This window comes from Belnapia sp. AC561 (assembly GCF_979252845.1).
Map to the genome: position 1 here is coordinate 30075 of NZ_CEEDBP010000036.1, position 21408 is coordinate 51482.

21 protein-coding genes are annotated in these 21408 nt (G+C 69.7%); 5 read left to right on the plus strand and 16 right to left on the minus strand.

Annotation, left to right across the window (positions count from 1 at the left end; genetic code table 11):
* Positions 1-40: 40 nt before the first annotated feature.
* From paoC to AC0IW9_RS23695, 5 genes are all read right to left on the minus strand, one after another.
* Positions 41-2260, minus strand: a complete 2220-nt coding sequence (paoC, locus tag AC0IW9_RS23675; RefSeq protein ID WP_471650774.1) for an aldehyde oxidoreductase molybdenum-binding subunit PaoC — start codon at positions 2258-2260, stop codon at positions 41-43.
* A gap of 3 nt (positions 2261-2263) precedes the next feature.
* On the minus strand, positions 2264-3214 hold the full coding sequence (locus AC0IW9_RS23680) for an FAD binding domain-containing protein (RefSeq protein WP_471650775.1): 951 nt from the start codon (positions 3212-3214) through the stop codon (positions 2264-2266).
* Positions 3211-3810 carry an aldehyde dehydrogenase iron-sulfur subunit PaoA gene (paoA, locus tag AC0IW9_RS23685; protein WP_471650776.1) on the minus strand — a complete coding sequence of 200 codons (600 nt, stop codon included), beginning with the start codon at positions 3808-3810 and terminating at the stop codon, positions 3211-3213. Before paoA ends, AC0IW9_RS23680 begins: the two co-directional genes overlap by 4 nt.
* Before the next feature lie 328 nt (positions 3811-4138).
* Complete coding sequence (locus AC0IW9_RS23690; RefSeq protein WP_471650777.1) at positions 4139-4909, minus strand: SDR family oxidoreductase; 771 nt, start codon at positions 4907-4909, stop codon at positions 4139-4141.
* The gene (locus AC0IW9_RS23695; RefSeq protein WP_471650778.1) at positions 4906-5316 is read right to left on the minus strand and encodes a (R)-mandelonitrile lyase; all 411 of its coding nucleotides are present in this window, start codon (positions 5314-5316) and stop codon (positions 4906-4908) included. Before AC0IW9_RS23695 ends, AC0IW9_RS23690 begins: the two co-directional genes overlap by 4 nt.
* 106 nt (positions 5317-5422) lie before the next feature.
* Here AC0IW9_RS23695 and AC0IW9_RS23700 point away from each other — a divergent pair, with 106 nt between their 5' ends.
* The 3 genes from AC0IW9_RS23700 to AC0IW9_RS23710 all read left to right on the plus strand — a co-directional run bounded on the left by AC0IW9_RS23700 (position 5423) and on the right by AC0IW9_RS23710 (position 9737).
* The gene (locus AC0IW9_RS23700; RefSeq protein WP_471650779.1) at positions 5423-6334 is read left to right on the plus strand and encodes a LysR family transcriptional regulator; all 912 of its coding nucleotides are present in this window, start codon (positions 5423-5425) and stop codon (positions 6332-6334) included.
* A gap of 93 nt (positions 6335-6427) precedes the next feature.
* On the plus strand, positions 6428-8026 hold the full coding sequence (locus tag AC0IW9_RS23705) for an ABC transporter substrate-binding protein (RefSeq protein ID WP_471650780.1): 1599 nt from the start codon (positions 6428-6430) through the stop codon (positions 8024-8026).
* Between the two features lie 4 nt (positions 8027-8030).
* Positions 8031-9737 carry a N,N-dimethylformamidase beta subunit family domain-containing protein gene (locus tag AC0IW9_RS23710; RefSeq protein ID WP_471650781.1) on the plus strand — a complete coding sequence of 569 codons (1707 nt, stop codon included), beginning with the start codon at positions 8031-8033 and terminating at the stop codon, positions 9735-9737.
* On the opposite strand, the gene mnhG is transcribed toward AC0IW9_RS23710, so the two are convergent.
* The 7 genes from mnhG to AC0IW9_RS23745 are packed head-to-tail and all read right to left on the minus strand — an operon-like array spanning position 9719 to position 16258.
* Positions 9719-10090 (minus strand): monovalent cation/H(+) antiporter subunit G, encoded by a 372-nt coding sequence (gene mnhG, locus AC0IW9_RS23715; protein ID WP_471650782.1) that lies wholly within the window; start codon positions 10088-10090, stop codon positions 9719-9721. The two genes, AC0IW9_RS23710 and mnhG, sit on opposite strands and share 19 nt — an antisense overlap.
* Positions 10087-10368: a K+/H+ antiporter subunit F gene (locus AC0IW9_RS23720; protein ID WP_471650783.1), complete on the minus strand. Its 282-nt coding sequence runs from the start codon at positions 10366-10368 to the stop codon at positions 10087-10089. Before AC0IW9_RS23720 ends, mnhG begins: the two co-directional genes overlap by 4 nt.
* Positions 10365-10856: a Na+/H+ antiporter subunit E gene (locus AC0IW9_RS23725; RefSeq protein WP_471650784.1), complete on the minus strand. Its 492-nt coding sequence runs from the start codon at positions 10854-10856 to the stop codon at positions 10365-10367. Before AC0IW9_RS23725 ends, AC0IW9_RS23720 begins: the two co-directional genes overlap by 4 nt.
* Positions 10853-12457, minus strand: coding sequence for a monovalent cation/H+ antiporter subunit D (locus AC0IW9_RS23730; protein ID WP_471650785.1), 1605 nt, complete (start codon positions 12455-12457; stop codon positions 10853-10855). Before AC0IW9_RS23730 ends, AC0IW9_RS23725 begins: the two co-directional genes overlap by 4 nt.
* A complete protein-coding gene (locus AC0IW9_RS23735; protein ID WP_471650786.1) occupies positions 12454-12798 on the minus strand; it encodes a Na+/H+ antiporter subunit C in 345 nt (114 codons plus the stop codon). The genes AC0IW9_RS23730 and AC0IW9_RS23735 overlap by 4 nt, the downstream gene beginning before the upstream one ends.
* Complete coding sequence (locus AC0IW9_RS23740) at positions 12798-15737, minus strand: monovalent cation/H+ antiporter subunit A (protein WP_471650787.1); 2940 nt, start codon at positions 15735-15737, stop codon at positions 12798-12800. Before AC0IW9_RS23740 ends, AC0IW9_RS23735 begins: the two co-directional genes overlap by 1 nt.
* A 56-nt stretch (positions 15738-15793) precedes the next feature.
* A complete protein-coding gene (locus AC0IW9_RS23745) occupies positions 15794-16258 on the minus strand; it encodes a PTS sugar transporter subunit IIA (RefSeq protein WP_471650788.1) in 465 nt (154 codons plus the stop codon).
* A 523-nt stretch (positions 16259-16781) separates the two neighbouring features.
* On the opposite strand from AC0IW9_RS23745, the gene AC0IW9_RS23750 reads away from it, so the two are divergent.
* Entirely contained in the window at positions 16782-18095 is a 1314-nt protein-coding gene (locus AC0IW9_RS23750; protein ID WP_471650789.1) for an NAD(P)/FAD-dependent oxidoreductase, read from the plus strand.
* Positions 18092-18292 carry a hypothetical protein gene (locus tag AC0IW9_RS23755; protein WP_471650790.1) on the plus strand — a complete coding sequence of 67 codons (201 nt, stop codon included), beginning with the start codon at positions 18092-18094 and terminating at the stop codon, positions 18290-18292. Before AC0IW9_RS23750 ends, AC0IW9_RS23755 begins: the two co-directional genes overlap by 4 nt.
* A 2-nt stretch (positions 18293-18294) precedes the next feature.
* On the opposite strand, the gene fabG is transcribed toward AC0IW9_RS23755, so the two are convergent.
* Genes fabG through AC0IW9_RS23775 form a run of 4 tightly spaced genes read right to left on the minus strand, consistent with a single transcriptional unit; the run spans position 18295 to position 21405 of the window.
* Positions 18295-19020, minus strand: a complete 726-nt coding sequence (gene fabG / locus AC0IW9_RS23760) for a 3-oxoacyl-ACP reductase FabG (protein WP_471650791.1) — start codon at positions 19018-19020, stop codon at positions 18295-18297.
* Positions 19017-19445, minus strand: a complete 429-nt coding sequence (locus AC0IW9_RS23765) for a hotdog family protein (RefSeq protein ID WP_471650792.1) — start codon at positions 19443-19445, stop codon at positions 19017-19019. Before AC0IW9_RS23765 ends, fabG begins: the two co-directional genes overlap by 4 nt.
* Positions 19439-20224: a beta-ketoacyl synthase chain length factor gene (locus AC0IW9_RS23770; RefSeq protein ID WP_471650793.1), complete on the minus strand. Its 786-nt coding sequence runs from the start codon at positions 20222-20224 to the stop codon at positions 19439-19441. The genes AC0IW9_RS23765 and AC0IW9_RS23770 overlap by 7 nt, the downstream gene beginning before the upstream one ends.
* Positions 20221-21405, minus strand: a complete 1185-nt coding sequence (locus AC0IW9_RS23775; RefSeq protein ID WP_471650794.1) for a beta-ketoacyl-ACP synthase — start codon at positions 21403-21405, stop codon at positions 20221-20223. The genes AC0IW9_RS23770 and AC0IW9_RS23775 overlap by 4 nt, the downstream gene beginning before the upstream one ends.
* Between the last annotated feature and the right edge of the window lie 3 nt (positions 21406-21408).

Sequence of the window (21408 nt, forward strand, 5' to 3'; positions counted from 1 at the left end):
CAAGCCTGGCGGAGGCGCGAGGCGCCCCCGCCAGTATCGCTCACGCCACCTCGGGCAAGCGGCTGAGCAGCTTGTCGAGCGTGACCGGGTAATCCCGCACGCGCACACCGGTCGCGTTGTAGATCGCATTCGCCACGGCTGCGCCGACGCCGCAGATGCCGAGCTCACCCACGCCCTTGGCCTTCATGGGCGAGGAAATCGGGTCCACCTCATCAAGGAAGATCACCTCCTGATGCGGAATGTCGGCATGGACCGGCACCTCATAGCCGGCGAGGTCATGGTTAACGAAGAAGCCGTGGCGCTTGTCCACCGCCAGCTCCTCCATCAGCGCCGCGCCGACGCCCATGGTCATCGCGCCGATGACCTGGCTGCGCGCCGATTTCGGGTTGAGGATGCGCCCGGCGGCACAGACCGCCAGCATCCGCCGCACCCGCGTCTCGCCGGTCGCGACATCCACCGCCACCTCCACGAAATGGCCGGCGAAGGTGGACTGCTGGTACCGCTTGGCGAGGTCGCCATATTCGATCGTATCCTCGGCCATCAAGCCCTCGGCGGTGGCCGCCTGGCCGAGCGGTGCGCTGCGGTTGCCGGCGCGGACCTGCCCGCCCACAAATTCGGCCTCCGCCGAGTTGAAGCCGAGCTTCTGCGCCACCGCCTCCCGCAGCTTCACGCAGGCGGCGTAGACGCCGGCGGTGGAGCTGTTGCCGCCCCATTGCCCACCGGAACCGGCGGAGACGGGGAAGCTGGAATCGCCCAGGCGCACCGTCACCTTCTCCAGCGGCAGGCCCATCATCTCGGCCGCTGTCTGGGCGATGATGGTGTAGCTGCCGGTGCCGATATCGGTCATGTCGGTCTCGACCGTCACGCCGCCGCTGGCATCGAGCCGCACGCGTGCGCCCGACTTCATCACCAGGTTGTTGCGGAAGCCGGCGGCCACGCCCATGCCGACCAGCCAGCGCCCGTCCCGCTGCTGGCCCGGCTTGGCGCTACGCTTGCTCCAGCCGAAGCGCTCGGCGCCGGTCCGCAGGCATTGCACGAGCTGGCGCTGGGAGAAGCGGCGCTCCGGATTCTCCGGATCCACCTGGGTGTCGTTGACGATGCGGAACTCGACCGGGTCCATGCCCAGCTTCTCCGCCATCTCGTCCATCGCCACCTCAAGCACCATCAGGCCGGGAGCCTCGCCCGGCGCGCGCATGGCATTGCCCTCTGGCAGGTCGAGCACGGCGAGGCGCAGCGCGGTCAGCCGGTTCGCGCCGGCATAGAGCAGCTTGGTCTGCGACACCGCGGTTTCCGGCTGCCCATCCTCGAGGTCGCCCGACAGGCTCTCATGCGCGATGGCGGTGATCTTGCCGTCGCGTGCAGCACCGATGCGGACATGCTGGATCGTCGCTGGCCGGTGCGTGGTGTTGTTCGCCACTTGAGGCCGGGTCAGCGCCAGCTTCACCGGCCGCCCAGCGGCCTTGGCACCCAATGCTGCCAGTACCGCATCCGCACGCAGGAACAGCTTGCCGCCGAAGCCACCGCCGACGAAGGGGCTGTCCAGCCGCACGTTTTCCGCCGGCAGGCCGAGCGTCGTCGCCAGGTCGCGCCTGCCCCAGGCAACCATCTGGTTGGAGGTCCAGACGGTGAGCTTCTCGCCTTCCCAGGCGGCGATGGTCGCATGCGGCTCCATCATCGCGTGGCTCTCGTCCGGCGTCGTATAGGTCGCGTCCAGCGTGACCGCGGCCTGGGCGAAGGCGCCTTCGAAGTCGCCGACCCGGTCCTCCTGCGGCGACCCGCTGCCCTCGCCGCTATCGGCGGAGGCCAGCTTGGCCTTCGGCGCCTCGGCGGCGAGATCGAAGCGGCCGGGCTGGCGGTCATAGTCCACCCGGATCATCGCTGCGGCATCGCGTGCCTGCTCGAAACTCTCTGCCACCACGACGGCGATCGCCTGATGGTAGTGCTGGATCTCGGCACCGCCGAACAGGAAGGCAGTATTCGTCTTGCCTTTTTCCAGCCGGGGCATGTCCAGCGTGGTGACGACGGCCAGCACGCCGGGCGCGGATTTCGCGGCCGCCGTATCCATGGCGGTGACGCGGCCCTTGGCGATGCCGGCGCCGAGGATATGGCCATAGGCCTGGTTGCGGGCCACGTCATGCCGTTCATAGGCATAGGGCGCGGTGCCCGTCGTCTTGCGCGGGCCGTCGATGCGGTCCACGGGCTGGCCGACGACCTTGAGCTGATCGATCGGATTGCTGGTAGCGGGCGTGTCGAATTTCATGGCTCAGCCCTTCGCCTCGGCCAGGACGGAGGCGAGGGTTCGCTCCGCCAGGGTCAGCTTGAATGCATTGTCGTGGGTCGGCCTTGCGCCATCGAGGATGGCCGCCATGGCGGGCTTGGCACCGCGCGGCAACTCGGCCTCGGCCGCTTCCACGCGCCAGGGCTTGTGCGCCATGCCACCCAGTGCGACCCGCCCGGTGCCATCCCGCTGCACCACGGCCGCGACCGAGACGAGAGCGAAGGCATAGGAGGCGCGATCCCGTACCTTGCGGTAGAAATGCCGACCGCCGACCGGCGGCGGCAGGAGAACAGCGGTGATGAACTCGCCGGCTTCCAGGCTGGTCTCGATATGCGGCGTCTCGCCGGGCAGGCGGTGGAACTCCGCAATCGGGATGCGCCGCGTTGCGCCATCCGCCCGCACCACTTCCACCACCGCATCCAGGGCGCGCATGGCCACTGCCATGTCGCTGGGATGCGTGGCGATACAGGCATCGCTCGACCCGATCACTGCGAGTTGCCGCGTGACGCCGCCGATGGCCGCACAGCCGCTGCCGGGCTGGCGCTTGTTGCAGGGTTGCGCGGTGTCGTAGAAATAGGCGCAACGCGTGCGCTGCAACAGGTTGCCGGCCGTGGTCGCCTTGTTCCGCAGCTGCCCCGAGGCGCCTGCCAGCAAGGCGCGGGATAGCACGCCGTAGTCGCGCCGCACCCGTTCATCCGCGGCGAGATCCGTGTTGCGCACCAGCGCCCCGACCCGGAGGCCACCCTCCGGCGTCGGCTCGATCCGGTCGAGGCCAAGGCCATTGACGTCGATCAGATGCGTCGGCGTCTCGATCTGCAGTTTCATGAGGTCGAGCAGATTGGTGCCGCCGGCGATGAACTTCGCACCCGGCTGGCGGGTGACGGCTGCCGCGGCCTCGGCGGGGCTGCGGGCGCGCTCGTAAGTGAAGGGTCTCATGCCTGCTTCTCCGCGACTTCGGTGATCGCATCGACGATGTTGGAATAGGCACCGCAGCGGCAAATATTGCCGCTCATGCGCTCGCGGATTTCCTCGGCGGTGATCTGCGGTGCCGCGGTCAGGTCGGCGGTCACGTGGCTCGGCACGCCGGCCTTGATCTCCTGCAGCGTTGCGATCGAGGCGCAGATCTGGCCCGGGGTGCAATAGCCGCACTGGTAGCCGTCATGCTTGACGAAGGCGGCCTGCATCGGGTGCAGGTTGCCGGGCTGGCCCAGGCCCTCGATGGTGGTGACCTCGTCGCCTTCATGCATGACCGCCAGGGTCAGGCAGGAATAGATGCGCCGCCCGTCCACCATCACCGTGCAGGCGCCGCATTGGCCGTGGTCACAGCCCTTTTTGCTGCCTGTCAACTGCAGGTGTTCGCGCAGCGCGTCGAGCAGCGTGGTGCGCGTATCCAGCGCGAGGCTGCGCGGCTCGCCGTTCACCCGGAACGAGACATTCGCCATCGTAGTTTGTCCTGGGATGGTGGTGGCAGTCGGCTGGGCTTCCGCAGTTCCCGAATTCGTGGCTGCGGCGGTTGCTGCGGCGCCGGCCACCAGGGCGCGCCGGGACAGGGACAGATGGTCAGGGCAACTCATTGGGCTTGTTCCTTCAGATCGGGCGCCAGAGCTCGCGGGTCGGTCCGCCTAAGGGGACAGGCCGGCGGTCGCCGCAGCGGGATCGCATTGCCTGACAACGACATGCGGGCCGGTTGCGTTCGTTCGGTCGGCAAATATTGGTCGCGGAAGCCGCGGCAGGCGAGAAGATGCTTCGGCATGAAAGGCGGTGGCGCCATCAGCGTCCCACTCTTCCATGCTGTGCTGCGGCTTTCCGATACGACGGTCGATGCGGCAGAAGTCTCGCGCGGTCGGCGGACTGTCGTCGTTAGACTGTCTGTCCGCCGTCCACGACCATCGCATGTCCGGTGACGAAGCCGGCTGCTTCCGTACAGAGCCAGAGGACGGTGGCGGCGATCTCCTCGGGCCGGCCCATCCGGCCGATCGGTTCCTGCGCGATCACCCGGGCGCGCCCTTCCGGCGTGCCGCCGCTGAAGCGATCCATCATCGGGGTCTCGATGATCCCGGGGCAGATGGCATTGATGCGGATGCCCGCCGCCGCATAGTCCAACGCCGCCGCCTTGGTAAGGCCGATGACGCCGAACTTTGCGGCGCAATAGGCCGCCTGGCCCGCGAAGCCCTTCACCCCGGCGCCGGAGGAGGTGTTGACGATGGCGCCGGCCCCCTGCCGCAGCATCAGCGGAACCTGATGCTTCATGCACAGGAAAATCCCGCGCAGGTCGATGCCGGCGATCCGGTCCCAGTTCTCCGACGTGAGATCGGCCAATGTTTTCAGGGGTTGTTCGACACCCGCATTGTTGAAGGCGATGTCGAGGCGCCCGAAGGTCTCGACCGTCCGGTCCAGCGCGGCCTGCACATCCGTCTCGAGCGCGACGTCGCACCGGATGGCAATCGCCCGTCCGCCAGCCTGCTCGATCAGTCGCGCCGTTTCTTGGTTGCCTGGCTCCGAGACGTCAGTCGCCACGACGCTGGCACCAGCTTCCGCGAAGGCCAGCGCCGTGGCGCGGCCGATGCCGTTTGCAGCCCCGGTCACGAAGGCGACCTTGCCCGCGAGGCTGCGGTGTCGCTCCGCGCTCATGCCGTGCGTCCTGCAGGCCGATACTGCGCATCGCTGACCTGTTCCAGCCAGTCCACGGGCGAGCCGTCCAGCGCCTCCTGCACGGCGATGTGGCTCATGGCCGTGGTGGAGGTAGCACCGTGCCAATGCTTCTCGCCGGGCGGAAACCATACGACGTCGCCCGGCCGGATCTCCTCGATCGCCCCGCCCTCGTGCTGCACCCAGCCGCAGCCGGCGGTGACGACGAGCGTCTGGCCGAGCGGATGGGTGTGCCAGGCGGTTCGCGCACCGGGCTCGAAGGTGACCAGCGCCATGGCGACACGGGCCGGGCCGGGCGGGCTGTTCAGCGGGTCGATCCGCACCGTGCCGGTGAACCACTCCGCCGGCCCCTTGCCGGAGGGCTGTGAACCCGCTCGCTTGATCTCCATCGTCCAATCCCCTCTGCTCCGGGCGCGGCGGTACAGCGGCGCCATTCCTCGGTCCGAAGATGGGGCGTGGGCGACCGGGCATTAGGCGGTAGAATCCGCATGAACCTTGAAGCAGGACTTCATGATGCCGCGGGCCGACCTCAGCGACCTCCAGGCCTTCCGCGCGGTTGCGGAGGCGCGCAGCTTCACCCGGGCGGCCGCGCAGCTCGGTATCTCCCCATCGGCGCTGAGCCAGGCCCTGCGCGCACTCGAGGCGCGGCTCGGTGTCAGGCTGCTGACGCGCACCACCCGCAGCGTCGCGCCGACCGAGGCGGGCGAACGCTTGCTCGGCGGCCTCGGCCCGGCCTTCGACCAGATCGACGGGGCCCTGGCAGCCATCACCGCCTTCCGGGAGAAGCCAGCCGGCAGGATCCGCATCACCGCGGGCGAGCACGCCGCCCATACGGTGCTGTGGCCGGCGCTGGAGCGGCTACTGCCGGAGTATCCGGATATCACGGTGGAAATCGATTCCGATAATACCCTGACCGATATCGTGGCCGGCCGCTATGACGCCGGCGTGCGCCTGGGCGAACAGGTGGCCAAGGACATGGTCGCCGTGCGCATCGGGCCGGATCTGCGCATGGCTGTCGTCGGTGCGCCCGTCTATGTCGATACCCGGTCGCGTCCCAGGACACCGCAGGATCTCACCGGCCATGCCTGCATCAATCTGCGCCTGCCGACCCTGGGTGGTCTCTATGCCTGGGAATTCGAAAAGGGCAGGCGGGCGCTGAACGTGCGCGTCGAAGGGCCCCTGGTCTTCAACGTGACGCCGCTGATGCTCAAGGCCGCCCTGGCTGGCTTCGGCCTGGCGTACCTCTTTGAGGATCAGGTCCAGGTCTATCTCGAGGACGGACGGCTTGTCCGCGTACTGGCCGATTGGTGTCCGCCATTTCCTGGCTATCACCTCTATTACCCCAGCCGGCGCCAGCCCACGGCGGCCTTCGCCAAGCTGGTCGAGGCGCTGCGCAGCACGGCATGAGGAAGCAGGCCGACCCGCCGCAATTCAACCGCAGGCCTGCTTGGCGACGCCCGGCTTCATGGGCAAGCTGCAATGGCAAGGCGGAGGTGCATCGTGAAGCGTCGTGATTTGCTGACCCTGGCGGCCGGTATCGCAACCTCGGCACTGGCGCGGCCCAATGTCCTGCGCGCCCAGGGCACCGCGGGGGCAACGACCGTGCTGCGCTTCGTGCCGCAGTCCGACCTGACTTTGCTTGACCCGGTGTTCAACACGGCCCTGGTCACCCGCAACCACGGCATGATGGTCTATGACCAGCTCTACGGCCTCGACAGCAGCTACACGGCGCAGCCGCAGCTGGTCGAAGGCCATGTCATCGAGGACGACGGGCGCAGCTGGCGCATCACCCTGCGCGAAGGCATCACCTTCCACGACGGCACGCCGATCCTGGCGCGGGATGCCATCGCCAGCATCGACCGCTGGACCCGCGCCGATGTGCTGGGCCAGAACATCCGTGCCATCACCACGGAGATGACGGCGGTCTCCGACCGAGTCTTCCTGGTGAAGCTGAAGCAGCCTTTCCCCTTGCTCGCCACCGCGCTGGCCAAGCCTTCCTCTTATTGTCCGGTGATGCCGGAGCGCTTCGCCCGCAACCCGCCCTCCGTCCAGGTGACGGAGATCGTCGGCAGCGGCCCCTTCCGCTGGGTGGCGGATGAGCGCATGTCCGGGTCGCGCGCGGTCTATGAACGCTTCGCCGGCTACAAGCCGCGCGACGAGCCGGTGAGCTTCCTCGCCGGCGGCAAGGTTGCCCGGGTGGATCGCGTCGAATGGCATACCATCCCGGATGCCGCGACCGCCGGCGCCGCCTTGCAACGAGGCGAGGTGGATTGGTGGGAACAACCCACCGCCGACCTGCTGCCGCTGCTGCGGCGCAACCGCAGCCTGAAGGTGGAGGTGAAGGACAAGGCCGGGCTGATGGGCATGATCCGCCTCAACCATCTGCAGCCGCCCTTCGACAACCCGGCGATCCGCCGCGCCTTCCTGCCCGCCATCAACCAGACCGACTACATGACGGCGGTGATGGGCGACGACCGGTCGCTCTGGAACGACCGCTGCGGCTTCTTCCTGCCCGGAACCTCGCTGGCGACCGAGGCCGGGCTGCAGGCGATGGCCGGGGCACCGGACTACGACAAGGTCAAGCGCAACCTCCAGGCCGCCGGCTACAAGGGCGAGAAGGTGGTGCTGGCGGTGCCGACCGATCTCACCGCGCTGAATGCGATGAGCGAGATCGCCGGCGACATGTTCCGCCGCGTCGGCATCAACCTGGACTACCAGGCCTCCGACTGGGGCTCGGTCGCGGGCCGGGTGATGAACAACCGGGACGGCCTGGACAAGGGCGGCTGGAGCGCCTGGTGCAACTACATCCCCGGCATCATCGCCCTCAACCCGGCGACGCAATCCTATGTCCGCGGGCCGGGGAGGGCGGGTACCTCCGGCTGGCCCGACCTGCCGAAGATCGAGGCGCTGCGAAACGAATTCCTCGCCGCCGGCAGCCTGGCGGAGCAGAAACGTATCACCGAGCAGATCCAGCTGCAGGCCTTCGAGGATATCCCCTACCTGCCGACCGGCGCCTATACGCCGCCCACCGCCTTCCGCAGCAATGTCACCGGCCTGATCGAAGGCTTCCCGCTGTTCTACAACCTGCAGAAGTCCTGATCCCATGCCGCTCTACGACGATCCCACCGCCCGGCCGGACAGCACGGTCAACGTCGGCCCACGCCTGGTCTATCCCACGGCGGGGGATCACCACTGGCAGGAGATGCGGCCCTTCGAGGCCCCGCGCGGCGACCCGGCCTGGCACGAGATCCATGTCTATACCGATGCCATCTCCTATGCGCCCGGGGAGACCGTGGAGTTCCACGGCAGCACCAATGCCAAGGCCTGGACGATTGCGGTGACGCGGGACGGGCTCAACCCCGTGGTCGTGCACCGGGAGGAAGGCCTGCCGGGACGGGCCACGCCCACGCCGGCGGATGCCTATGAGGCCGGCTGCAACTGGCCGGTGCTGCATCGCTGGACCTTGCCCGCCGATCTGCCCTCCGGTTTCTACCTGGTCGAATCCAGCGTGGCGCGGCAGCAGGGCGGTCGCTTCGTGCAGCACCACTTCTTCGTCGTCCGTCCCTCGGGCGCCGTGCAGCCGGGCCGGTTGCTGCATGTGCTGCCAACCTGCACCTATACCGCCTACAACGACTGGGGCGGCGCCAACCACTACGGCGGCAGCCATGGCCCGGCGCGCAACGCGATGTCGCCGCTGCTGAGCCTGCAGCGGCCCTGGACCCGCGGCCTGGTGAAGCTGCCGGAGAATGCCCCGCGCATCTGCGCCACCATCCCCGAGCCGATGATGCCGCTGCGCTACGACTTCAAGGAATGGTCCTACGCCAACGGCTTCAGCTACTACTATGCCGCGACCGGCTGGGCGCAATACGACCGCCACTTCGCCCTCTGGGCGGAACGCGAGGGTTATGCCGTCGACACCATCACCCAGACCGACCTGCACCTGCGGCCGGAACTGCTGGAGAGCTATGCCTGCGTCGTCATCGTCGGTCACGACGAATATTGGACGCGGGAGATGCGTCTTGCCATCGAAAGCTACGTGGAACGCGGCGGCCATCTCGCCCGCTTCGGCGCCAACTTCACCTGGCAGATCCGGCTGGAGGAGGAGGGCAGGCGCCAGGTCTGCTACAAGAGCAATGCGTACAAGGAAGACCCGATCCGTGCCACCGGCGACGACGCGCGGCTGACCAGCGCCTGGGAGGACCGGCACGTCCGCTGGCCCGGCGCCAGCACGGTCGGGGTGAACGGGCTCGGCGGCACCTATGCGAACTGGGGCCGCTTCACCCCACGCGGCAGCCGCGGCTTCACGGTGTACCGGCCGGAACATTGGGCCTTCGCCGGGACCGACCTGAGCTATGGTGACATCTTCGGCGCTGAGGCGCGCATCTTCGGCTACGAGGTGGATGGCGTCGACTACACCTTCCGCGACGGCCTGCCCTTCCCAACCGGCAAGGACGGCACGCCCGACAGCGTCGAGATCCTGGCCATGACGCCAGCCGTCATGGCCGAGGCCCCGCTCGAGAGCTACACGCTGCGCGCCTATGTCGGCGCGCATGACTGGTACGAGAAGGCGGAGATGGTCCATGGCGTCGCCGATGCGGAAACGCTGCGGAAGTCCTACCACGGCTCCGGCATGATGGTGTCCATGCGGCGCGGCAAGGGTGAGGTGCTGACCGCGGCAAGCTGCGAATGGGTGATGGGGCTGAAGCGGGGCTGCGTCTATACCCAGCAGATCACCCGCACCGTGCTCGACCGGTTCAGTAAGGCCCCGTCGCCGGGCGCCGGTGTCGCTCCTCAGTCCTCGCGGCCCTGACCCTGGCGAGGGCGTGGCGGCGGCACCGCCTGATCGCCCTCGATCCGGTCGCGATAGAGCGCGGCCCGGGTCAGCAGCATCAGCGTGACCGGCGTGGTGACCACCATGAACACCGCGATCAGGATCTCGTGCAGCACCAAGCGGCTCTGCAGCAGCGAGAAGAACAGCATCGAGGCGGCCAGCACGCTGCTGATGCCGAGGGTGGTGGCGAGGGTCGGGGCGTGGACACGCTCGTAGAAGCCCCTCAGCCGCAGCAGGCCGAAGGAGCCGACGAGGGCGAGCCCGGCGCCCAGCAGCAGCAGCAGCGCGACGACAAGCGCCGCCCAGGCGGGAAGCTCGGCCGCATGCGTCACTCGATCACTTCTCCCCGCATCAGGAATTTCGAGAGCGCCGCCGTCGCCACGAAGCCGAGCAGCGTGATCAGCAGCGCCGCTTCGAAGTAGTGTATGCTGCCGGTCCGGATGCCGAAGACCAGCAGCAGCATGGCGGCATTCACATAGAGCGTATCCAGCGCGAGGACACGGTCCTGCGCCCGCGGCCCGCGCAGCAGCCGGAAGGCCGCACAGCCCATCGCCGCCACCAGTAGCAGCTGCGCCGTCAGCACGGCCCAGGCGAGCAGCGCGAGGCTCATTCGAAGATCTCCATCAGCCGCGCTTCCCACTTCCCCTTGACGATACGGATCCAGTCCTCCTCGTCGATCAGGTCGAGGACATGGAGCAGCATCACGCCCTCGGTGGACTCGTAGTCCACCCAGACCGTGCCGGGCGTCGCGGTGAGGATGCAGGCCAGTGCCGCCAGGCCATAGGGATCCCGCATGTCGAGCGGGACATGGACGAAGCCGGAACGCCGCGTGCCGCCGGCAGCCGGCCGCAGGATGATTCGGGCGACCGCATTGTTCGAACGCACCACCTCCACCAGCACGTCGCGCAGCAGGCCCGGCAGCACGGCCAGGCGCCGCAGCCGCGCCCGCGGCGGTGCCAGCGAGGCGAGCGCCCAGGCCCCGGCGATGGCGAAGAGGCCGCCGAGCAGAAGGCTGCCCGCCGAGAGGCCCTGCACCAGCAGCAGCCAGGCGAGCAGCAGCGAGGCCGCGAGCCGGGGATGCGGCAGGAGGCGCCTCATGGCGCGCGTCCCGGCACCGGCAGCACGGCGTGCAGGTACTCCGCCGGTGCATGTAGTGCCGATGCCGCGGCGGTCGTGTAGTCCAGCACCGGCCCGGCCGCGATGGTCAGCCCGAGGCAGACCAGCAGCAGCAGGGCCACCGGCAGGAATTCCAGCACGCTGACCCGGGCCGGCATCGCGGCGGGGGAGGCCCAGAAGGCATCCACCCCCGCGCGCAGCATGGCCACCACCGTGGCGAGCCCTGAGAGGATCAGCGCCGCCGTCACGACCCAGGCCAGGGTCGATGGCGCGGCCCCGCCTGGGGCGAGCAGCGGCGAAAGGATGGCGAATTTGGCCAGGAAGCCCGAGAGCGGCGGCAGGCCCGCCAGCAGCAGGGCGCAGGTCAGGAAAGAGACGCCGAGCGTCGCCACGGTGGCCGGGATCGGCACGCCGACCGCATCCCGCTCCCCAGGCTCGCCATCCTCCTCGTTCGCCCCGGAGCCGAAGGCCTCCCGCGTCACGGCCAGCACGTCGGCGCCGACGTCGCGCCCGCGCTCGACCAGCTCGATCAGCAGGAAAAGGGCACCGATCGCCAGCACCGATCCGGCGAGGTAGAACAGCGCGCCGCCAGTGACGGCGACCTGCCCCATGCCGATCGACGCCAGCAGGGTGCCGGAGGAGACGAGCACGCAGGCCCCGGCCAAGCGCGCGAGGTTCTGGCTGGCGAGCACCGCCGCCGAGCCGAAGGCGATGGTCAGCAGGCCGCCCAGGGTCAGCCAGAGGCCGCCGAGCCCTGCGGAATCCCCGGCGCCCGCGCCGAACAGCAGCAGCCAGAGCCGCAGCACGGCGTAGATGCCGACCTTGCTGAGGATGGACAGGATGGCCGCCGCCGGGGCACTGGCCGCGGCATAGGTGCCCGGCAGCCAGAAACCGAGCGGCCACATCGCCGCCTTGACCAGGAAGGCGATGCCCAGCACGGCGACCCCGGCCTCCAGCAGCGCCCGGTCCTCGGTGGCGACATCCGACATCCGGCTCGCCAGTTCGGCCATGTTGAGCGTGCCGGCGATGCCGTAGACCACGCTGACGCCGACCAGGAACAGCAGCGAGGCGAGCAGGTTGATGACGAGGTAGTGCAGCCCGGCCCGCACCCGGGCGATGCCGGAGCCATGCAGCGCCATGCCGTAGGAAGCGGCGAGCATCACCTCGAAGAAGACGAACAGGTTGAACAGGTCGCCGGTGAGGAAGGCCCCGTTCAGCCCCATGAGCTGGAACTGGAACAGTGGCTGGAAATGCGCCCCGGCCCGCTGCCAGCGCGCGAGGGAGAAGACGAAGGCGGCGAAGCCGAGAAGCGAGGTCAGGGCCACCATCAGCGCCGAGAGCCGGTCCAGCGCCAGCACGATGCCGAAGGAGGAGGGCCAGTTGCCGAGCCGGTAGATCCGCACCGCGGCGGTATCCGCCATCACCAGCAGCGTGACCGACAGGACCAGCAGCAGGACCGTGGAGGCGAGCCCGAGGCCCATGGCGAGGCCGCGGCGCCGGTCGCCGGCCAGTACCATGATGGCGCCAGCGAACATCGGCACCAGGATCGGCGCGATCACCAGATGATCGGCCCAGCCGTTCATCGCTCCCGCTCCCGGCCATCGACATGGTCGGTTCCGGTCAGTCCCCGCGCTGCCAGCAGCACGACAAGCAGCAGTCCCGTGGTGGCGAAGCCGATGACGATCGCAGTCAGCACCAGCGCCTGCGGCACGGGATCGGCGTAATCGACAAGGCTCCCCACCTCGCCCTTCTCCAGGATGGCGTCGGCGGCGGTGCGCAGCCCGCCGGTCGAGAAGATGAAGAGATTTACCGCATAGGACAGCAGGGCGAGGCCGATGATGACCTGGAAGGTGCGCGGCCGCAGCAGCAGCCAGACGCCGGAGCCAGCCAGCAGGCCGATCCCGATCGAGACGACGAGTTCCATCAATCCTCCCCCATCGCCAGGGTCGCCCGCTCGGCCGGGGTCGGCGGCCGCGGCATGGCGCGGCGGCCGCGGACGGATTGATGGGCCAGCGCGACCAGCATCAGCAGCGTCGCCCCCACCACCAGCGCGAAGACGCCGATGTCGAAGATCAGCGCGCTGGCGGTCGGCACAGCGCCGACCACGGGCAGGTCGAGATAGGCGAAGTAGGAGGTCAGGAAGGGCCGCTCGAAGGCCCAGGCGGCCAACCCGGTGCCGGCAGCCAGCAGCAGCCCCGCGCCGATCCAGGCGCGTGGCCGCAGCCAGGCCAGCCGGTTCTCGGTCCATTCCGTGCCGCCGACCATGTATTGCAGGATCACCGCGATCGCCACGACCATGCCGGCGGAGAAGCCACCGCCCGGCAGGTCATGGCCGCGCAGCAGCAGGAAGGCCGCGACGAGGAGCATGACCGGGAAGAGCAGCCGGGTGAGGGTGGCCGGCACCAGCAGCCAGTCGGCGACCGGCCGGACCTCCCCGGCGGGTGGCAGGCCGGGCTCCACGCCAAGCTGGTCGAGCTGCTGCGAGGGCGGCTCCAGGCTGTCGGGCGCCGGGCGGAAGCGGCGCAGCAGCGCATAGGTGGCCAGCGCGACCGCAGCGACCACGAAGATCTCGCCCAACGTATCGAAGCCGCGGAAATCCACCAGCGTGACGTTCACCACATTGGTCCCGCCGCCTTCGGTATAGGCGCGGGCGAGGAAGTCCTGTGCGAGCAGGTCGGGCGGCGTGCGCGTCATGACGGCATAGGACAGGGCCGCCAGCCCGCCGCCGGCGCTTACTGCGATGGTCAGGTCGCGGATGCGCTTCACCCGGGTCAGCACCTCCGGCCCGCCCTCGCCCTGGATGCGCACGCGCTTCGGCAGCCAGCGCAGGCCGAGCAGCAGCAGCACGGTGGTCACGACCTCGACCGTGAGCTGCGTCAGGGCAAGGTCGGGAGCGGAGAACCAGACGAAGGTGAGGACGACCGCGAGCCCGGTGCCACCGGTGAGGATGAGGGCCGCCAGGCGGTGGAACTTGGCCAGCCAGGCGGCGCCGAGTGCGCAGGCCCCACCCACGGCCCAGATCAGCGCCAGGACCGGGTCGACCGGCGAGGGCGGCAGGTTGCCCGGCCCGAAGCCGCGGACCCAGACCGCCGCGCCCCCGGCCAGGAAGGCGATGCCGACGATGAGCCGCAGCTGTGGCTGCAGCCGGCGGGTCCCGAAGATCTCCTCCAGCCGTCGCGCCAGGCGCCAGGACAGGAAGACCATGGCCCGCTCGAAGATGCGCTTGCCCTCGAGGCGGCTGAGCAGCGGCTCGCCCTCGATGTCGCTGCGCAGCCGCCGCTGCAGCAGCAGGTACAGCGCGACGCCGCCGCCGAGCGCGACGAAGCTCATCAGCAGCGGCAGGTTCAGCCCGTGCCAGACCGAGAGGCTATAGGCCGGCACGTTGGCGCCCAGCACGGCATGGACCGCGAGGTCGAGGAAGGGCCCGACCGTCGCGGCCGGCAGCACGCCAACGCCGATGCAGGTCAGCACCAGGATCTCGACCGGGAAGCGCATCCAGGTATCCGGCTCATGCGGCTTGCGCGGCAGGTCCTGCGGATCGGGGCCGAAGAAGGCGCCATGGATGAAGCGCAGCGAATAGGCGACGCTGAAGGCGCTGCCCAGCATGGCGGCGAAGGGCAGGATGTTCAGCAGCCCGAGCGGCGCATCGGCCGAGAGCGCCTCGGCGAAGAACATCTCCTTGGAGATGAAGCCGTTCAGCAGTGGCACCCCGGCCATCGAGGCGGCGGCGACCAGCGCCAGCCGGGCGGTGAAGGGCATCGATCGGTTGAGTCCCGAGAGCAGCCGGATGTCGCGCGTGCCGGTCTCGTGGTCGATGATGCCGGCCGCCATGAACAGCGAGGCCTTGAAGGCGGCGTGGTTCAGGATGTGAAAGACCGCGGCCACCAGCGCCAGCTCGCTGTTCAGGCCGAGCAGCAGGGTGATCAACCCGAGGTGGCTGATGGTGGAATAGGCCAGCAGCCCCTTCAGGTCGTTCTGGAAGATGGCGACATAGGCGCCGAGCAGCATGGTCACGAGCCCGGCGCCGCCGACGAGCAGGAGCCAGGTATCGGTGCCGGACAGCACCGGCCAGAGCCGCGCCATCAGGAAGACGCCGGCCTTCACCAGCGTTGCCGAATGCAGATAGGCCGAGACCGGCGTCGGCGCCGCCATGGCGTTCGGCAGCCAGAAGTGAAAGGGGAATTGCGCGCTTTTGGTCAGCGCGCCGAGCAGGATCAGCACCAGCGCCGGCGTGTAGAGCGGATGCGCCCGGATGCGGCCACCGGCGGCGAGCACCGCCTCCAGCTCATAGCTGCCGACGATATGGCCAAGCACCAGCATGCCCGCGAAAAGCGCCAGCCCGCCGGTGGCGGTGACGACCAGCGCCATGCGGGCACCCTCTCGCGCCGCCGTGGTGTGATGCCAATAGCCGATTAGCAGGAAGGAGAAGAGGCTCGTCAGCTCCCAGAAGAAGGCGATCTGCACCAGGTTGCCGGAGATCACCACCCCGGTCATGGCGCCCATGAAGGCGAGCAGGAAGGCGAAGAAGCGCGGGACCGGATCCTCCTCCGCCATGTAGTAGCGGGCGTAGAGCACCACGAGCGCGCCGATGCCGGTCACCAGCCCGGCGAAGAGCCAGGCGAAGCCATCCATGCGCAGCGAGACATTGAGCCCGAGCGACGGCATCCAGGCGAGTTCCGCCCGCAGGACGCCGCCGGCCGAGACCGTCGAATAGGCCGTCCAGACCAGCACCAGACCGATCAGCGCGACGGCGCCGGCCAGCGCCGCGGCGGTGTTCCGGGCATGGGTCGGCAGCAGTCCGGCGACGATGGCCCCGAGGAAAGGCAGGACGACGAGGGCGAGGAGGAGCAGGGCGTCGGGCATCGCGGCGCGTCAGGCTCCGGTTCGCGGCGCTGGCGCCGGGCCGGCGTGGCCCGGCCTCACGCCGTCGCCGGTGCGGCGGGGCCGGCCAGCAGCGTCACCACCTCCTCCGGCGCCTTAACGGTGCGCAGCCGCCGCAGGACCTGAGGCTCCCGCAGCGAGCGGCAGGTCTCGGCCAGGGCTGGCAGGAAGCCTTCGGGCGAGGCCTCCGGCCAGAGGACCAGGATGACGAGGTCCACCGGCTGCTCGTCGCGCGCCTCGAAATCCACCGGGCGGCGCAGCCGCGCAAAAAGCGCGACCGGGGGAAGGGCGCCCTCGAGCCGCGCATGCGGCAGCGCGACGCCGCGGCCCAGCGCGGTGGAGCCCAATCTTTCCCGGGCCTGAAGCGCGTCCAGGATTTCGGCCTCGCTGCGCCCCAGACGCGCGGCTGCCTCGGCCGCCAGGCGTTGCAGGATGGCGCGCTTGTTGGTGGCGTCGAGGTCGAGGATGACATCGGTCGCGGAGAGGTGGTCGGTGATCCCCATCGCTATCTCCCATCGGCGCTACGGTGGCCCCGGCTCCCGCATGGCACAAACCGGCCGATGCCCCCGAAGCATAGGGGCGGGCCGGAGCGCGAGCGACACCAAGATTTCCTGCCCGGAACGCGGGGGGGTGACCCACACGTCTCAAATCGAGGAATGCGGAGGCCCTAGCAAGCGGATTACAGAAAAGCAACCTGAAGTGGCTGGGGCTGTGGCTTGCTGAAGGAAGCGTGATTCTGTCGTTTGGTAAGTTCTGAGCAGTCGGACGACCGTCTGGTTTATATGCGACTACGCGCGAAATTTTTTCTTCCCGCAGCGTCATGATCAGCAGTCTATGCGTGGTGCGCTGGGCATTGCCAGATGGGCATCATCCAGAGAATTCTGATGGCGCTGCGGCAGCAGGACTCATGACTGGCGAAGCAAAGCCGCTGCATGCTGAAACGATAAGGAGGCCGGCCTGCCGGGCCGCGGCCGGGTTTGCAAAATGCGCCGATACTGCTTCTAATCTTCGTCCGTGATGGGAAGAATGGAACCCTTGCGCCAAACCTCTGAACCAGACGTCCTCGTCATCGGCGGCGGCCCGGCCGGCTCCACCGCCGCCGCCCTGCTGGCCATGCGCGGCCGCGATGTCGTGCTGCTGGAGAAAGCGGCGCATCCGCGCTTCCACATCGGCGAGAGCCTGCTGCCGCGCAACCTGGATATCCTGGAGCGGCTGGGCGTGCTCGAGGCGGTCCGGTCCATCGGCGTCCACAAGCCCGGTGCCGAATTCGTCTCCGACCGCACCGGCCGCAGCGCGGCCTTCCCCTTCGCCCAGGCGCTGAACCGGGCGCGTACCCATGCCTGGCAGGTCAAGCGCGCCGATTTCGACGCCCTGCTGTTTGCCAATGCCGCTCGCCACGGCGCTACCACGCGGGAGAATATCCGCGTCACCGACATCGCCTTCGGCAAGCCCGGCGAAGCCGCGCGGGTGACCGCGCAGGATGCCGCCGGGGAGACGCTCGAATACCGCCCGCGCTACGTGCTGGATGCGTCCGGCCGTGACACCTTCCTCGCCGGGCGGCTGCGGCTGAAGGAATCGAACAAGCGCAACAACACCGCCGCGATGTACGCGCATTTCCGCGGCGTCACCCGGCGCAGCGGCGAGCTCGACGGCTATATCAGCATCCATCTGGCCGAGGATGGCTGGTTCTGGCTCATCCCCCTGCCGGACGGGCTGATGAGCATCGGCTTCGTCGGCAACCAGGCGGCCTGGAAGGGCCGGACCGGCACGCCGGAGCAGCTCTTCTTCGACCGCATCGCCGGCAGTCCGACCGTCGCCGCCCGCACGCAGGGCGCCGAAATCGTCTCCGAAGTCTTCAGCACGGCGAATTACAGCTACCGTTCGAAGCAGGGTTACGGCGAAGGCTACCTGATGATCGGCGATGCCTATGGCTTCGTCGACCCGATGTTCTCGACCGGCGTGCTGATGGCGATGACCGCCGGCGAGCTCGGGGCCGAAGCCGCCGATGCCTGGCTCGACGACCGCCTGCGCGGCCAGCAACTCGCCGCCCGGACGAATGCCGAGCTGGGCCGGGCGATGGACCGCATCGGCTGGCTGATCTACCGGATCAACGACCCGGTCATGCGGTCCCTGTTCATGGCGCCGCGCAATACGCTCTGGATGCGGGACGGCATCATCAACATGCTGGCCGGCAACCTGCGGGGGGATTGGCGGGCGGTGCTGCCGATCCTGTCCTTCAAGACGGTCTTCCACGTCCTCTCGGCGCTGCACCGCTTCGGCTATGGCCCGCCGATGCCGGAGGAGCGGCCCGCCGCGTCTGCGGTGATGGCCGCGGAATGAAGCGCCTGCTGCTGAGCACCTGCGTCCTCGGCCTATTGGCCGCCACCGCCTGCGAGTCCCGGCAGCCGGCGACCCGCGCGGGCGAGACGCTGGACCGTGCCGGCAGTCGCACCGGGCAAGCTCTGGGCCGTGCTGCCAACGATACCGGCGCTGCCATCGGCCGGGCCGGCGACTGGATGCGCGACCGGACCCGCTAGGCTCAGCCCAGCCCGCCACCCACCGCGATGGTCTGGCCACTGATATAGCCGGCCCGGTCCGAGGCGAGGAAGGCGACCAGCGCCGCCACCTCCTCCGGCCTCCCGGCCCGCTTCGCCGGTACCAGCTCGGCGATCCGCTGCGGGCTCATCGCCGCGGCGACCGCGGGCGAGGCGATGATGCCCGGCGCCACCACATTGGCGGTGACCCCGCGCGCGGCATATTCCAGCGAGACCGACTTCACCGCGCCGATCAGCCCGGCCTTGGCTGCCGCATAATTCGCCTGCCCCCGGTTGCCGAGCAGCGCCGAGATCGAGGAGATCGCCACGATCCGTCCCCAGCGGGTGCCGATCATCGGCAGGATCAGCGGCCGCAGCGCGGCGAAGAAGCCGTTGAGCGAGACATCGACGACGCCGCGCCACTGCGCCTCGGACATGCCGGCGAGCGGCACGTCGTCATGCGTCCCGGCATTATGCACCAGCACCTGCACCGGCCCGGCTTCCAGCAGCGCCTCCAACGCCGTGGCGGTCGCTGGCATGTCGGCCAGGTCGCAGGCGAAGGCCTCCGCCTCGCCGCCGCAGGCCCGGATGTCCTCGACCAGCGCCGTGGCGCGGTCCAGCCCGGCATGGGCGTGGATCAGCACGGCATGGCCCTCGGCGGCGAGGGCACGGGAGATGGCTGCGCCGATCGGGCTGGCGCCACCGGTCACCAGGGCGCGGCGGCGCGTCATGCGGCCTCCCGCGCCAGGATCACTGCGGCCTGGCCGCCGAGCAGGCTGCGGCCCGCCGCCATGACTGCGAAGCGGTAGATCGAGCCGCCCGGCTCCGCCACCAGCGCCTCCGCCTCGATGCGCAACTCGCCGTCGATGTCGTCCAGCCGGGTGGCGCCCAGCACCACCTCCCGAAGGCTGCTGATGAAGCCGCGGGTCTGCGCCGCGCCGCTGGTCAGGGCGCCATGCAGGGCCATGGCCTGGAAGCCGAATTCCAATCCGCAAAGGGCCGGCAGCATCCCATCCCGGCTCAGCGGATTGGTGGGGTCGCGATGACGGTCCGTCGCGCAGGCGATGTGTGTCGCATCCCAGGCCAGGGCGCGGTCGAGCAGGCACATGCGCCCATGATGCGGGACCAGCGCGGCAATCTCGGCCGGGTTCAGCACGGCGTCACCCGGATCTCGAGATGCGCATCCTCCAGCAGCGGGAGCCGGACCAGGGCGGCCCGCCGCGCCGCCAGGGCCCGCAGCAGCGGCAGGGCACGGGCAGCCGGATTGCCGCTGGCCAATGCGTCCAGCCCCTCGGCGGGTATCTCCGCCGGGGCCGGGTCGGCCAAGTAGCGCAGCGTCAGCTCGGCCCGCGCGCCTTCCGGGCCCGGGGCCAGGATGCAGCCAGTGGCGAAGGGGAAGCCGGTCGGCCGCACCGCCGCCAGCGGCGCCGGCAGCGGCGTGTCATAGGCGACCAGCAGGACCGGTCGCCCGCGCGTCGCCACCGCGCCCATCGCCGCCAGCAACCCGGCGGCGAAGGCCCCGTCATGTCCGCCGAGGCTGAGCGAGGGCATCGTCGAGCCGACTGCGATATGCCAGTAGCCGGCGGCGGCATTGTGCACCGAGTTGTGGAACAAGGTCGGCGAAACCGTGCCATCCACCGTATGCAGCGCATCCAGGATGGTCCCCACCACGGCGCCGTCGCCATTGCCGCTGGCGAAGATGGTCTCCAGCGCGGCGCGGTCGGGCGCAGCCGCGCTTGCCTCGGTGGCAGCGGCCAGCGCGAAGCGCACGGTGGCGCCGGCCCGGCGGCGGTCGCCGGCGGCGAGGATGGCCGGCGCCGGGGGCAGCGCCTCCGCCATGGTCCAGGGCACGGTGCCGGCCAGCACCGGCTCGCTTGCGGCCCAGCCGGGCAGGCCGGGGCCGAAGACCGCGACCCCCGTGACGTAGGCCCTCATCCCTGGCCGATCACCAGGCTGCAGTTGCTGCCGCCGAAGCCGAAGGAATTGCTCAGCACCCGGCGTACCGGCAGGGCGCGGTTGCCGGTCGCCACATCCGAGCGGAAGGCCGGGTCGGCGGCCTCGATGCCGAGGCAGCCCGGGACCAGCCCTTCCTCGATGCAGACCGCCGCGACCAGCGCCTCGATCGCGCCGGAGGCACCCAGCGCATGCCCGGTCCAGCCCTTGGTGGAGCTGCAGGGGACGCTGCCGCCGAAGACCTGATGCATGGCGCTATCCTCCATCGCGTCATTGGCGCGGGTGCCGGTGCCGTGCAGGTTCACGTAGTCGATCGCCGCCGGATCCAGTCCGGCCGCCGCCAATGCCGCCCGCATGGCATTCACCGCGCCCAGCCCTTCCGGGTGCGGGGAGGACATGTGATGGCCATCGCTGCTGGCCCCGGCGCCGAGCAGCAGCGGCCCGTCCGGCGAGTCCGAGGGCCGTTCCAGCAGCACCAGCCCGGCGCCTTCGCCGATGGCGATGCCGTCGCGGTCGCCGGTGCAGGGCCGGCAGGGGCCGGCACTCAGCAATTCCAGGGCGGAAAAACCATGCAGGGTGAGCCGGCAGAGGCTGTCCACCCCGCCCGCCACCGCAGCATCCACCAGGCCGGAGGCGATCAACGCCGCGGCCTCCAGCATCGCCCGGGCACCGGAGGTGCAGGCGGTGGAGACCACCAGCGCCGGCCCGCGCAGCCCGAGCCGGGCCCGCAGATAGGCCGGCAGCGCCCTCAGGTCATGGGTATGGCCATAATCGAAATTGGCCGGCAGCGTCGCCTCGCCCGCGGCGCGGGCGGCATAGGCCTGCTCGGTTTGCTCGATGCCGGCGGTGCTGGTACCGAGCACCACGGCGATCCGCTCTGCGCCATGCCGCTCCCGCGCGGCGGCCACCGCTTCGGCGAAGCCGTCGCTGCGCAGCGCCAACTCGGCGAGGCGGTTGTTGCGGCAGTCATAAGCGGCGAGTTCTGGCGGCGGGGTGGCAGCCTCCAGCCCCGGCACGGCGCCGACCCAGATATCCGGAGGCGCACCGGGGAAGGTGCAGGGCAACAGCCCGCCGCGGCGTTCCAACAGCGCCGCCCGCAGCGGCCCGAGTCCGGCTCCGAGCGCAGTGACCGCCGTGCCTGCGCTGATCCTGAGCGGCCACATCTC

Coding starts and splice junctions, on each gene's coding strand:
- AC0IW9_RS23730 (WP_471650785.1), bottom strand. CDS start 12,457: ATGAACGGCTGGGCCGATCATCTGGTGATCGCGCCGATCCTGGTGCCG.
- AC0IW9_RS23690 (WP_471650777.1), bottom strand. CDS start 4,909: ATGAGCGCGGAGCGACACCGCAGCCTCGCGGGCAAGGTCGCCTTCGTG.
- AC0IW9_RS23750 (WP_471650789.1), top strand. CDS start 16,782: ATGGAACCCTTGCGCCAAACCTCTGAACCAGACGTCCTCGTCATCGGC.
- AC0IW9_RS23725 (WP_471650784.1), bottom strand. CDS start 10,856: ATGAGGCGCCTCCTGCCGCATCCCCGGCTCGCGGCCTCGCTGCTGCTC.
- AC0IW9_RS23695 (WP_471650778.1), bottom strand. CDS start 5,316: ATGGAGATCAAGCGAGCGGGTTCACAGCCCTCCGGCAAGGGGCCGGCG.
- AC0IW9_RS23745 (WP_471650788.1), bottom strand. CDS start 16,258: ATGGGGATCACCGACCACCTCTCCGCGACCGATGTCATCCTCGACCTC.
- AC0IW9_RS23775 (WP_471650794.1), bottom strand. CDS start 21,405: ATGTGGCCGCTCAGGATCAGCGCAGGCACGGCGGTCACTGCGCTCGGA.
- AC0IW9_RS23740 (WP_471650787.1), bottom strand. CDS start 15,737: ATGCCCGACGCCCTGCTCCTCCTCGCCCTCGTCGTCCTGCCTTTCCTC.
- AC0IW9_RS23720 (WP_471650783.1), bottom strand. CDS start 10,368: ATGAGCCTCGCGCTGCTCGCCTGGGCCGTGCTGACGGCGCAGCTGCTA.
- AC0IW9_RS23755 (WP_471650790.1), top strand. CDS start 18,092: ATGAAGCGCCTGCTGCTGAGCACCTGCGTCCTCGGCCTATTGGCCGCC.
- AC0IW9_RS23710 (WP_471650781.1), top strand. CDS start 8,031: ATGCCGCTCTACGACGATCCCACCGCCCGGCCGGACAGCACGGTCAAC.
- fabG (WP_471650791.1), bottom strand. CDS start 19,020: ATGACGCGCCGCCGCGCCCTGGTGACCGGTGGCGCCAGCCCGATCGGC.
- AC0IW9_RS23770 (WP_471650793.1), bottom strand. CDS start 20,224: ATGAGGGCCTACGTCACGGGGGTCGCGGTCTTCGGCCCCGGCCTGCCC.
- AC0IW9_RS23735 (WP_471650786.1), bottom strand. CDS start 12,798: ATGGAACTCGTCGTCTCGATCGGGATCGGCCTGCTGGCTGGCTCCGGC.
- paoC (WP_471650774.1), bottom strand. CDS start 2,260: ATGAAATTCGACACGCCCGCTACCAGCAATCCGATCGATCAGCTCAAG.
- AC0IW9_RS23680 (WP_471650775.1), bottom strand. CDS start 3,214: ATGAGACCCTTCACTTACGAGCGCGCCCGCAGCCCCGCCGAGGCCGCG.